At 47.2% G+C, this 12,840-nt stretch carries 12 protein-coding genes; all 12 read left to right on the top strand.

Annotated features, from left to right (window positions below):
* Window positions 1-210 precede the first annotated feature (210 nt).
* Entirely contained in the window at window positions 211-1,866 is a 1,656-nt protein-coding gene (locus tag H9Q77_RS10580) for a glucosyltransferase domain-containing protein (RefSeq protein ID WP_249325493.1), read from the top strand.
* A gap of 15 nt (window positions 1,867-1,881) precedes the next feature.
* Window positions 1,882-2,055: a hypothetical protein gene (locus tag H9Q77_RS10575; RefSeq protein WP_022153764.1), complete on the top strand. Its 174-nt coding sequence runs from the start codon at window positions 1,882-1,884 to the stop codon at window positions 2,053-2,055.
* Between the two features lie 158 nt (window positions 2,056-2,213).
* On the top strand, window positions 2,214-3,758 hold the full coding sequence (locus tag H9Q77_RS10570; RefSeq protein ID WP_249325491.1) for a glycoside hydrolase family 43 protein: 1,545 nt from the start codon (window positions 2,214-2,216) through the stop codon (window positions 3,756-3,758).
* A gap of 364 nt (window positions 3,759-4,122) precedes the next feature.
* A complete protein-coding gene (locus tag H9Q77_RS10565) occupies window positions 4,123-4,602 on the top strand; it encodes a sigma-70 family RNA polymerase sigma factor (RefSeq protein WP_118547152.1) in 480 nt (159 codons plus the stop codon).
* Window positions 4,603-4,728: 126 nt separating this feature from the next.
* A complete protein-coding gene (locus H9Q77_RS10560; RefSeq protein WP_249325490.1) occupies window positions 4,729-5,712 on the top strand; it encodes an RsiV family protein in 984 nt (327 codons plus the stop codon).
* A gap of 61 nt (window positions 5,713-5,773) precedes the next feature.
* Window positions 5,774-6,298, top strand: coding sequence for an N-acetylmuramoyl-L-alanine amidase family protein (locus H9Q77_RS10555; RefSeq protein ID WP_022153760.1), 525 nt, complete (start codon window positions 5,774-5,776; stop codon window positions 6,296-6,298).
* A gap of 185 nt (window positions 6,299-6,483) precedes the next feature.
* Window positions 6,484-7,404, top strand: a complete 921-nt coding sequence (locus H9Q77_RS10550) for a phosphate ABC transporter substrate-binding protein (protein WP_249325488.1) — start codon at window positions 6,484-6,486, stop codon at window positions 7,402-7,404.
* Between the two features lie 31 nt (window positions 7,405-7,435).
* Window positions 7,436-8,374, top strand: coding sequence for a phosphate ABC transporter permease subunit PstC (pstC, locus tag H9Q77_RS10545; protein ID WP_249325487.1), 939 nt, complete (start codon window positions 7,436-7,438; stop codon window positions 8,372-8,374).
* A complete protein-coding gene (gene pstA / locus H9Q77_RS10540; protein ID WP_249325485.1) occupies window positions 8,367-9,254 on the top strand; it encodes a phosphate ABC transporter permease PstA in 888 nt (295 codons plus the stop codon). Before pstC ends, pstA begins: the two co-directional genes overlap by 8 nt.
* Window positions 9,255-9,281: 27 nt before the next feature.
* Window positions 9,282-10,040: a phosphate ABC transporter ATP-binding protein PstB gene (pstB, locus tag H9Q77_RS10535; protein ID WP_148448329.1), complete on the top strand. Its 759-nt coding sequence runs from the start codon at window positions 9,282-9,284 to the stop codon at window positions 10,038-10,040.
* Between the two features lie 30 nt (window positions 10,041-10,070).
* Window positions 10,071-10,736: a phosphate signaling complex protein PhoU gene (gene phoU, locus H9Q77_RS10530; protein ID WP_249325484.1), complete on the top strand. Its 666-nt coding sequence runs from the start codon at window positions 10,071-10,073 to the stop codon at window positions 10,734-10,736.
* A 279-nt stretch (window positions 10,737-11,015) separates the two neighbouring features.
* Window positions 11,016-12,836, top strand: a complete 1,821-nt coding sequence (locus H9Q77_RS10525; protein ID WP_118550462.1) for a Na/Pi cotransporter family protein — start codon at window positions 11,016-11,018, stop codon at window positions 12,834-12,836.
* The last annotated feature ends 4 nt before the right edge of the window (window positions 12,837-12,840 follow it).

Raw genomic sequence — 12,840 nt, 5'->3', positions numbered from 1 at the left:
ATATGACGAAGTCCAGCGGATATCGCATGAATTGCGAAGCAATTTATGCGATAAGCCGCTGCTGCGTCGAATTCCTCGGGTGTGGCATTTGTTTTTTCTAGGTGTTTATCGAGGATATCAATGAGGATGCGTAATCCACTACAGTTCTTGACGTTGATGGAAAAATCCTTTACACTGGGATAAAGTAAGAACAAAGGCGGAGAAAAAAACATGAAAAAACTGTGGGAGGAATTTCAATATTTTTTTCAACAAAAAATATATGTAATTATTTTATGCCTGACTGCTATATGCGGGTATGGGTTTGAAATGACGCATCCAAGTATTGGAATAGATGATACGGCTGTTTCGCTGTATTTGGAGGATGGACTGGAAGTCGTAATGGGAAGATGGTTCATCTATCTGATAAATAAAATATTTCATTTGTCTGACTTCTCGCCGTTTATGATGGAACTGATCGGCGTTATTTTATTGTGTATCAGTGCAACCTTGTTTTGTGTTCTTTTCCGCAGAATATTCGGTCGCAAGGTGGGACTGACAGGGTATATCATATTTTCCTGCATATTCATATCCAATCCGATCATTAGTGAAGTGTATGTATACTACTACCATGACGGAGTGGATATTGGATATGTATTTTCAGCGTTGGCATTGATATGTTTTTGGAGCGGAATGGACAAATGGTCCGGGACGCGTAAAAGTGCTATAAAATATTATCTTGGAAGTCTTATATGCATTACCGTGGCGATAGGATGTTATGAGTCTATGTTGCTGCTGTTTATCATAGGCATATTGCTACTTTTATATTTACGCGCTTTTACAGATAACAGAAGATTAAAGAGCGGATATGTGATAGGCCAGTTAATCATAGGTGCATCGATCACGTTGGGAGTTATAATCTTGAGATCTGTAATCCTTAAAGTTATGATACAGGTGTTCCGGTTACAGGATATGGTAGGCTTTATGAATCAGCGGAGTATTACTGAAGTTTTGAAAATATTCGGCTCGAATCAACCGATCCAGGAATTATGGATGTTACTAAAAAGATTTTGGATTGTGTATTATGTGAATGCAGTGGTATATTTGCCCATACTGGGATATGTGATTGCAACTTTTGTTTTGGGCATGATTGCCGTAGTGCTGGGAATACGAAGAAAAGATATATGGTATCTTCTTCTTCTGATGGGTATGATGATTACACCTTTTCTCCTGACCATTGTAGAAGGAAGAGTGACATTGTATCGCTCCTGTCAGTATATGCCCTTTTTTACAGGTATCGGTTTTTTATTGCTCTATCTGTTTTTTTCAGAACGAAGAGCCCTGCCTTGGCTTAGACCGGCATATCTTGTTTTGGCGGGAATCATCATATATAATCAGGCGGCTGCGTTGAATCAGGCTTTTTATGTAGACTATAACAAATACCTGAATACAAAAGAAGTGTTGACCGAGATCGCATTGGAAATAGAACGTGATTATGGGAAGAGCACACCGGTGATCTTTACAGGACATTACAGCACCCCGTATAGTCTGGTGGAGGATTATTATGTTTCCTATGGCTCATGGCAGTACCGTTTGATCGCAGCAATTACAGACAAAGTAGATCCTCATCTGAAAGAAAAATATTTCGCACCCCAGGGATATTGTTTTACGGGAGAGGCTAATTATCCTTTTATTCAGTGGGCATTTGATGCATTTGACGGAACGAACCGTGAGATGATGAATTTTCTGGAGATGCACGGACATTCTTTCCCGCAGGTTACAGATCCTGAGATACTGGAGCAGGCCAGGACGATCGGCGATACCATGCCGGAGTGGCCGGCGGATGGGTCCGTATCGTTGCAGGATGGATATATTTTAGTGCATATTTAATAAGGAGACTTTGCAATGAATCGTTTTGAGTATATCGTAGAAAGCATTGACGGCGATTACGCCCACCTTCGCAGAACGGACATCGAATCCGACGAACTGAAACTGGTAGCCAGGGCGTTGTTGCCCCCTGAGATCATGGAAGGTACGAAGCTTTTGTATGAGTGGATGCAGTACTCTATTATGGAATAAATAGGGCACGAAAACTCTTGATGCGATAAGAAAAAACACGGCAATGGCTGCAATATATGTCACAAATTGAAAACAGAACTGGCACGACAGAAGAGCCCGTAAAGAATACACTGAGAGCAGGAACAAAACACTGTGATTATATGCAAAAGGAGATTCCTATGAACGAACCCAGAACTTATCACAATCCTGTACAGCGAGGCTTTTTCCCGGATCCTTCTGTGATCCGTGTCGGTGACGATTATTACATGGTGAATTCGAGCTTCCAGTATTTTCCGGCAATCCCCATTTCCCATTCCCGGGATATGGTTCACTGGCATATCATCGGCCATGCCATCACGAATCCGGAGTGGCTGGACATTAGTGACATCCGGGATTCCCACGGCATCTGGGCACCGGATATAGAATATGTGGACGGAAAATACTATGTTTATGTAACTTTGCGTCTGAATGCGGACGGCAAGCGTGACAATAATGTGATGCGAAGACAATTGGTGATGGTATCCGATAAGCCGGAAGGCCCTTACAGCAAGCCGGTATGTCTGGAAGTGGACGATATTGATCCGTCCCTGTTTGTGGATGATGACGGCAGCAGATATATGATCATTGCCAAGGCAGCACAGGCAGTTCCCCTGACGGCGGATGGACTGGCAGTGGCGGGTCCGGCGAAGACCGCATGGGAAGGCACGGGCGAGCGCTGCTCCGAAGGTCCCCATATCATGAAAAAGGACGGCTATTATTACGCCATTGTGGCTGAGGGCGGCACCGGTTACGGCCATGGGATCAATGTGGGAAGAAGTAAAAATTTCTACGGCCCTTATGAGTGCTCTCCCTATAATCCGGTTATGCGTCAGAAGGATCCCGCTGCACCCATCCAGAGAGCCGGTCACGGCAAGCTGGTACAGGATCAGAACGGTCAGTGGTGGTGCTATTATCTCTGTGGAAGACCCAATCAGGGGAATTACACGACTGTAGGCAGAGAGTCGGCACTGGATCCCGTACAGTGGACGGAGGATGGATGGTTTACCGTCAACGAGGGAAAAGGTCCCAGTCTGACACAGGCTGCACCGGACCTTCCCGAGTGCATTTATGAGAGAAATCTGTTCGATGACTTTAATGATACAAAACTGAATCTGGAATGGGAGTTCGTACGCAATCCGGATAACGGTTCCTGGTCACTGACGGAACGTCCCGGTTTCTTCCGGATCTGGACCAGAGACGGACAACTGAATGAGATCCGCGCGAAAAATACGTTGTTACGCAGAGAACAGGAGCTGTCCTATGTGGCAGAGACAAAGCTGGAGTTCTACCCGGATAAGGATGGAGAACAGGCAGGACTGAGCTGCTACTACAGTACGGCCACCTATGCCAGATGCTCTCTGTGCTATGAGGGCGGACGGAAGATTCAGCTGGTCATCAACCGCAACCACGGCGAGGAACTGATAGCGGAAGTGGACAAGGTGAAGGAAGCCCCTGTGTATCTGAAAGTAGTGGTGGAGAAGCTGACCAGAACTTTTTATTACAGCTATGATGGAGAGAACTGGGAACAGGTAGGTGTCTTGGAAAACTGCATTTACCTCTGCGACGAGGGTGTTCCCGACGATCCCAAGCGACATACCGGCACGCTGGTAGGCATCTATGCCAACAACGGAGGCTGTGGAAGCCGCAAAGCAGCGGATTTTGACTACTTCAAATATGAGGATTAGACAAAAAAGAAGGTGTGATTTTGGCTAAAAGTGCGAAAAAGTCGCAACTGATGGAAATTTGTTTGCCAAATAGTCGAAATAATGGTAAAATAATCATGGTTCGGAATGTAAGAGCTTACATTCCGAATCGACAGGAACAAATGCAACGCATAGTTTCATACATCTCTTTTCAAAGGATCCCGGGTGAGCAGCCCGGGATCTTTTGTGTAGCCGAAGCTGTTGGGAATATTTTCCTGATTTGCCGGTGAAACTTTTTGTGGGAATACAGCGTCAAAATAATAGACAGCTTAAGAAGAATATGTGTTAAAATGAATATCAGAGAAAATGATTGCATGCAGTTTTCATAAAAGTGAGGAAAGGACATATGTCAGACAGAAAAAAAGAACAGGCGGTGGAGCGTGCCCTGACGGAGGGGTATGAGAAGTATTACCGTCTTGCTTATAGTTATGTACATAATGAAGCGGACGCGCTGGATATTGTACAGGAAGCAGCCTATAAAGCCATTTTAAAAAGTGACAGCCTGAAGGAGCCGCAATACGTGGAGACCTGGGTATACCGGATCGTGGTCAACGAGGCATGCAGCTTCCTGCGCAGCCGGAAGGAGAGCGCGGATGTGGAGGAGATCCAGGCGGCAAGTGAAGATATCTATGAAAATATTGATTTAAAACGTGCTATAGAAAATCTTGACCCGAAGGATCGTGCCATTGTGGTTCTGAGATTCTTTGAGGACAGGCAGCTGGAGGAGATCGCGAAGATACTGGATGAGAACCTGAACACGGTAAAGAGCAGACTGTACCGGGTGATGAAAAAGCTGCGGCTGAACCTCGAAGGCAGCACAGGCTGAACAATCCGAAGGCAGCAAAGTCGGAAGATTTTGCCCCCGACATCATATATATGCAGGACATAAGACAGATACAGGCAAAGAGATAACATGACCGGTCCGAACAGACCGGACAGATGGAGAATAGATATGAATGAACAGGAACAATTAAAACAATTAAAAGAGGAGTATGAGAATATGACAATACCCGAAGCGGGACGGGAACGGTTGCAGGCAGGTATCGACAGAGCCCGTATAGAGAAAAAAAGAGCGGAGCGTGTCCGAAGACGTTCCGCATGGACTGCGGCAGCAGCGGCTGTGATCGTGTTGATCGCACTGCCAAATACCAATATGCAGATCGCCCATGCCATGGAAAATATTCCGGTGCTGGGAGGCTTTTTTAGACTGGTGACGGTGCGGCAGTACAATTATAGCGATGAGAACCATGATGCCGAAGTAGAACTTGCACAGATCGCTTATGGAGAAGATGCGGGAGAAGGTGTTCCCACAGGAGAGGTGGCAGTTGGTGCTGCCACTTTGGAGGGCACAGCTGCAGAAAGTGTGGAAGAAGTCGGTGTCGGACAGGAGGCTGCGGAGGCGAAGCTGTCGGAAGACGGTGTGGAAGCGGTCAATCAGGGTATGGAGGCTACGGTAGAGGAACTGATCCGTCAGTTCGAGGATACCTTATCCGAGGAAGGCTATCATGGACTGCATGTAACACAGGAGGTTGTTACAGATAATGCACTGTATTATACAGTGAAGCTGAGTGTCCTGGAGACGGAGGCCAGCGGCTATGAACATAATCAATTTTATACGATTGCTAAACAGACGGGAAATGTGGTGACACTGGCAGATCTGTTTGCAGAAGGGAGTGACTATATTTCCGCGATCAGCGAGAACATTAAGACCCAGATGAAGGAACAGATGGCGGCGGACGAAGGCGTGATCTATTTCCTGGATAATGACGATATGCCGGAATTCAATTTTCAGGGGATCACGGAACAGACGAATTTTTATTTCAATGAAAGGGGAGAACTGGTCATAGCATTTGATGAATATGAAGTGGCTCCCGGTTCTATGGGAGCACCGGAATTTGTAATCCCTCAGGAAGTGACGGCAGCACTTTTAAAATAAATATCTAAATGGGGAAGCTCCCGCATATCATGAAACAAAAGGATATGCGGGAGCTTTTTTTATGCCATTGATCGTATTGGATGCGGGGCACGGTGGTGCAAACCCCGGGGCCACGTATAAGGGAAGAAAAGAAAGTGAGGATGCGCTGGCGCTGACACTGGCGGTGGGAAGCATCTTAGAAGAAAACGGAGTGGATGTGTATTACACCAGGACCACAGATATCTACGAGTCTCCTTATCAGAAGGCGCAGGAGGGAAATGAGGTGGGAGGAGATTATTTTGTCTCGATCCATCGCAATTCCAGTCCTTATCCGAACCAGTACAGCGGAGTGGAGAGTCTGGTCTACAACCGCTATGGGGCGGCAGCCAGGATGGCGTACAACATCAATGCCGGACTGGAGCAGGTGGGGTTCGTGAATCTGGGAGTGAATGAAAGACCGAATCTGGTGGTGCTGAACAGCACGAATATGCCGGCGGTACTGGTAGAAGTGGGATTTATCAATACGGACGCGGACAATGAACTCTTTGACAGCCGGTTTGATGAGATTGCCCGGGCAATTGCTGACGGCATTCTGGAGAGCATCTGATTTACGTTCAGCCCACGCTGCATTCATAAAAGCGTCTGCTACGCATCCGTCGCCATTTTGACGGCTCACCTTTTACCTAAATCTTACAAATAAATTACCGGACTGTGATATTATGTGAATTTCCTTCATGTTAGTATGATTGCGTAATCAAGAGAAAGAAAAACAAACACATGGAGGACATTATTATGAGAGTAAGACACAGCAAATTATTAGCTCTGATCGGAGCAGGAATATTAGCAGTAACTACATTGGTTGCATGCGGTAACAGTGATGCAACCACAGCGCAGCCTTCCGTAGCAGAGAGCAGCGCAGCAGAAAGCACTGTAGCAGCAAGCAGTGAAGCAGCACCTGCTGAGACCACCGCAGATCTGTCCGGCAACCTTTCCATGGTGGGAAGTACTTCTATGGAGAAGTTAGCCAATGCACTGAGTGAAGCTTTCATGGAAGAATATCCTGATGTAACCGTAACTGCTGAATTCGTAGGATCCGGTGCGGGTATCGAAGCTGTTACCAACGGAACCGCAGATATCGGTAACTCTTCCAGAAGCTTAAAGGATGAGGAAAAGGCAGCGGGTGTTGTAGAGAACGTAGTAGCAATCGATGGTATTGCCGTATGCGTAGATCCTGCTAACGAAGTAGCAGATCTGACCAAAGAACAGCTGACGAACATCTACAATGGCACAATTACCAACTGGAAAGAAGTCGGCGGCGCAGATGAGCCTATCATCGTAATCGGCCGTGAGGCAGGTTCCGGTACCAGAGGAGCTTTTGAAGAGCTGGTTGACCTGCAGGATGCCTGCAAATATGCAAACGAACTGGACAGCACCGGTGCAGTAATCGCTAAAGTAGCATCCACTCCCGGAGCTATCGGATATGCTTCCCTGGATGCTCTGGATGATAGTGTTAAGGCACTTTCCCTGGAAGGTGTAGAAGCTACCGCAGAGAACATCAAGGCCGGTAACTACTTCTTAAGCAGACCTTTCGTAATGGCTACCAAGGGTGAAATCTCCGAGCAGAACGATCTGGTACAGGCATGGTTCGACTTTGTACTGGGTGACGAAGGACAGCAGGTTGCTTCCGAAGTTGGTCTGATCACTGTAAAGTAATAGCCTGACACAGAAAAAAGGAAAAAAAGCGATGAATAGTGGAACACACGCTTCCGTAATGGGAAATAGAAAAAACAAAGCGGTTGTGGAAACTGTGGCACAAATAGTATTTACCATTTGTGCCCTCTTCGCCGTACTGGCGGTAGTTTCCATTACCTTATATATGATCATCAGCGGTACCCCCTCCATTTTAAAAGTGGGTCTGGGAGAGATCCTGTTCGGCACCGAATGGATGCCGACGGCAGCAGATCCGAAATTCGGTATTCTGTGGGTTATTCTGACCTCCATCATCGGTACGACTCTGGCGATTTTACTGGGTGTGCCCATCGGCGTACTGACAGCGGTATTTCTGGCAGAGGTGGCACCCAGATCCTTAGCAGCCATTGTAAAGCCTGCGGTAGAACTGTTAGCCGGCATCCCTTCCGTCATCTACGGACTGCTGGGAATCTACTTATTGAATCCTCTCATGTATAAATTAGAAAGACTGATCTTCCAGGGATCCACGACACACCAGTTCACCGGAGGTGCGAACCTGTTGTCCGCAGTGATCGTACTGGCGATCATGATCCTGCCCACGGTGATCAATATCAGCGAGACTTCCATACGCTCTGTTCCCGCAGGAATAAAATCGTCCTCCCTGGCACTGGGTGCTTCCCATGTGCAGACCATTTTCCGGTCCATCCTTCCGGCAGCCAAATCCGGAATTGTGACCGCTATCGTTCTGGGAGTGGGACGAGCTATCGGAGAGGCTATGGCTATCACACTGGTATCCGGCAGCAGCGTGAATGCACCCCTGCCCTTTAACTCCGTGCGATTCCTGACCACAGCCATTGTCAGCGAGATGGGATATTCTTCCGGACTGCACAGACAGGTGTTGTTTACCATCGGACTGGTGCTGTTTGTATTCATTATGATCATTAATGTAGTGCTGAATAAAATACTGAAAAAGGGGGCGGACGACAATGAATAAAGACACCTTATATGTAAAAAGAAAACGCCCCACTGACATGCTGTTACTGACAGCTATTTACATCTCCGCCACACTGGCGGTGGCACTTTTGCTGGGAATTATCCTGTATGTCTTTGTGAAAGGCATTCACACCGTCAACTGGGCATTTCTAACGACTGTGACCAGTGCCAGAAAACAGACCACAGGTATTGCCGGCAACCTGTTAAATACTCTGTACATCATCGTGATCACTCTGCTGATCGCAACCCCCATTGGTGTGGGAAGTGCTATTTACCTGAACGAATATGCCAAACCCGGCAAGCTGGTCTCCCTCATTGAATTTACCACCGAGATCCTGTCCGGTATTCCTTCTATCATTTTCGGCCTGTTCGGTATGATCTTCTTCGGAGAGACTTTGGGATTCGGTTACTCGCTGCTCACCGGTTCTTTTACCCTGGTACTGATGGTGCTGCCCCTGATCACCAGAAATACGCAGGAAGCACTGCGTACCGTGCCGGACAGCTATCGTACCGGTGCGCTGGGAATGGGATCCACAAAATGGCATATGATCCGTACCATCCTTCTGCCGTCCTCCATGCCGGGTATCGTCACCGGTATCATCCTGGCACTGGGACGTATCGTGGGAGAATCCGCTGCACTCTTATTTACCGCGGGAAGCGATTATAAGCTGCCGAAGTTCACCGGAGCTTTCGGGGACAATCTGGCGAAGCTGGCCCACAAGGCAATGGAGTCCGGCGGAACCCTGACGATCGAACTGTATCTGCAGATGCAGAAGGGACAATATGACAACGCATTTGGAATCGGATGTGTTCTCATTGTTATTGTATTGATCCTGAATCTGCTGACCAAGCTGGCAGCAAATAAATTGAGACGAGAGTAAGAGAAATCACAAAAAGGAGATACCCTTATGGCTAACAGTAAAATAACCGTGGAAAGCTTAAATCTCCATTACGGAGAGAACCACGCACTGAAAAATGTAAATATGGAGATTGCAGACCATGCCATCACCGCATTTATCGGGCCCAGCGGCTGCGGCAAATCCACTTTCCTGCGCTGCCTGAACCGGATGAATGATCTGGTGGACGGCTGCAGAGTGGAAGGAAAAGTGATCCTGGACGGAGAGGACATTTACGATAAGCGGGTGGATACCACATTGCTTCGTAAAAAGGTGGGTATGGTATTCCAACAGCCCAATCCTTTTCCCATGTCTATCTATGACAATATCGCCTATGGTCCAAGACTGCATGGCATCAAGAATAAAAAGGAACTGGATGAAATTGTGGAGCGTTCCCTGCAGGGTGCCGCTATCTTCGAAGAAGTAAAGGACCGTCTGCATAAATCCGCACTGGGTCTGTCCGGCGGACAGCAGCAGAGACTGTGTATTGCCAGAGCCCTGGCAGTATCCCCGGAGGTATTGCTTATGGACGAACCGACATCTGCACTGGATCCAATCTCTACATTAAAGATTGAGGAATTGATGGAGACCCTGAAGAAAAAGTACACTGTGGTCATCGTAACCCACAATATGCAGCAGGCAGCCCGAGTGTCGGACGATACCGCATTTTTCCTGGTAGGAGAAGTGGTCGAGAAGAATGCAACCTCCGAGATCTTTGCAAGACCCCGGGATAAACGGACAGAAGACTACATCACCGGACGGTTTGGTTGATTTTGAATGAAAAGATAGGAGGAATGGGAGATGTCACCCAGAGTATTATTTGAGCAGGATCTTGAGACTTTGAAAAATAAAGTATCGGAGATGGGAGAACATGCAGAGATCAGTTATGATCGTATGCTATATGGAATGCGGGAGAACAAAGAGGATATTTTAAAGACTCTGCTGGATACGGATCACAAGATGGTGGATATGCAGAGAAGCATTGAAGCTATGTGCTTAAGTCTGCTGACCAGACAACAGCCGGTGGCGAGAGATATGCGGCTGGTGAGTGCAGCACTGAAGGTCGTAACAGACATTGAGCGGATCGGTGATCATGTGGCAGATATGGTGGAGCTGTATCTGCGGATGGGGAATATGAATTCCGAGGGAAAACAGGAAAAGCTGCTTCTGAAAATGATGGAAGAGGCAAAGGATATGATCCATAATTCTGTGGAGGCTTTCGTGGAGGGAGATGAAGCGAATGCCCAAAAAGTTGTGGAGCATGACGATGTGGTGGACGACCTCTTTAACGATATGAAGAAAGAGATGATGCAGGCTATCCGGGAACAGAATCTGGATGCCGACCGCGTAGTGGATTATCTGATGATGGCAAAGTACCTGGAAAAGATAGGTGACCATGCAGTAAATATTGCCCAGTGGGCGATCTTCCGTATGACCGGAGATATGGAAGGGGTAAAATTATACTAGGATTCGACGATCCCGGCAACGATGCAGCGCCTCAATTCGCAAAATCGCCTCTGCGAGGCTTTGCTTTTGCTCATTGAGGCGTGCTCGCCAAAGAACCTTTGCCATATACTCTTACGAATGCCAGCATTCGACGAGTATCCGGCAAGGTTCATGGCTCTGCATCGTTGCAATTTTACATAAATTTTACATTCGAAGATATTGCATTTTACATAAGCACGATAAAGTGAAGATAGAAACCGAAAATGTAAAGTATGTTATGTAAAATGAGAGGATTAGAGTATGGACTTTTTTGATTTGTTGAAGATGGTAGGAGGACTTGCACTATTTTTATACGGAATGAATCTGTTGGGTGATGGATTGTCCCAGGCCTCCGGCGGACGTCTGGAGCGTATCCTGGAGAAACTGACCAGCAACCCGATCAAGGCAGTCTTGATGGGTGCGGTGGTCACCGGCGTGATCCAGTCCTCCTCCGCTACCACTGTAATGGTAGTCGGATTTGTCAATTCCGGCATTATGAGCCTGAAACAGGCAGTGGGCATCATCATGGGCGCCAATATCGGTACCACGGTGACCTCCTGGATCTTAAGCCTTGCAGGCATTGAGAGCGATGCCTTCTGGATCCGTATGCTCAAACCCAGTTCTTTTTCGCCGATTCTGGCAATCGTGGGTGTGGGTATTTTACTGTTTTCCCATAAAGATAAATTAAAAAATGCGGCAACCATCCTGGTGGGCTTTGCAATTCTGATGTTTGGCATGGATTCCATGAGTGCGGCAGTTTCACCTTTGGCAGAGGTACCGGAGTTTACCAATCTGCTGATCAAGTTCCAAAATCCCGTATTCGGTGTGCTGGCAGGACTCGTTCTCACAGCGGTGATCCAGTCTTCTTCTGCATCTGTAGGTATTTTGCAGGCACTGTGCATGACCGGAGCGGTAAGCTTCGGCGCAGCAGTTCCCATTATCATGGGACAGAATATCGGTACCTGTGTTACCGCTATGATCTCCGGTATCGGTGCTTCCCGCAACGCAAAGCGTGCGGCACTGATCCACTTGTATTTCAATATTATCGGAACGATATTGTTCCTTGGAATCTTTTATACTGCAAATGCCATTCATCCCTTTGCTTTTTTGGGAGAAGTGGCAACCCCCTTCGGCATTGCAGTGGTACACAGCTGCTTTAATGTTGCTGCCACGCTGGTATTGCTGCCATTTTCCAATGGACTGGTAAAGCTTGCCTGCCTGACACTGCCTACGCATGAAGATGTGAAGGAAATGTCTGAGACAGACAAGACACTGAGCCTTTTGGATCCCCGATTCCTGGATACACCTGCCTATGCGGTAGAACAGAGCAGACAGGTAGCGTCTGTTATGGCAGACAAATCCCGCAAGGCAATGGACCTCGCCATGGAATTACTGCAGGGGTATGACGAGGCAAAAGCAGAGCAGGTAATACAGATGGAGACAGATGTGGACCGCTTTGAGGATGAACTTGGTACTTATCTGGTGAAGCTCAGCTCCAGACAGCTGTCCGGTAAAGACAGCGAGACGCTGAACACTATTTTACATTGCATCGGTGATTTTGAGAGGATTTCCGACCATGCCCGCAATGTGAAAGAAGCTGCGCAGGAAATGTATGACAAAAAGCTGGATTTTTCCGATAAAGCACAGGAAGAACTGAAGGTATTCGAAAGAGCGGTACATGACATTCTGGATATTACCATGAACAGCTTTATAAAGGGAGACCTGAACCTGGCAAGACAGGTAGAACCCATGGAAGAGGTTATTGACGGATTGAGCCTGGATGTGAAACAGCGTCATGTGCGCAGACTCCGCAAGGGAAAATGCACTATTGAACTGGGATTCATTTTATCCGATGTGATCACGAACTTTGAACGTGTCAGTGATCACTGCTCCAACATTGCGGTCTGCCTGGTACAGGTGAATGAAGATGAATTCGATACGCATGCTTATCTGGATGAACTGCGCCAGGAGGATAATCTGGATTTTCAGGGTAAAGTGATGGCATGCCGTGAAAAATACCAGTTACCTCCTACAAAGCAGGATCGTGTTATGGAAAAGAATGCAAAATTACTTGCGGAGTAAGGAT

It is taken from the genome of Simiaoa sunii (assembly GCF_014337175.1).
GTDB classification, from domain to species: domain Bacteria; phylum Bacillota; class Clostridia; order Lachnospirales; family Lachnospiraceae; genus Acetatifactor; species Acetatifactor intestinalis.
Note: the sequence above shows the minus strand (reverse complement) of the source record. Positions and strands in the feature narration are given on the sequence as shown.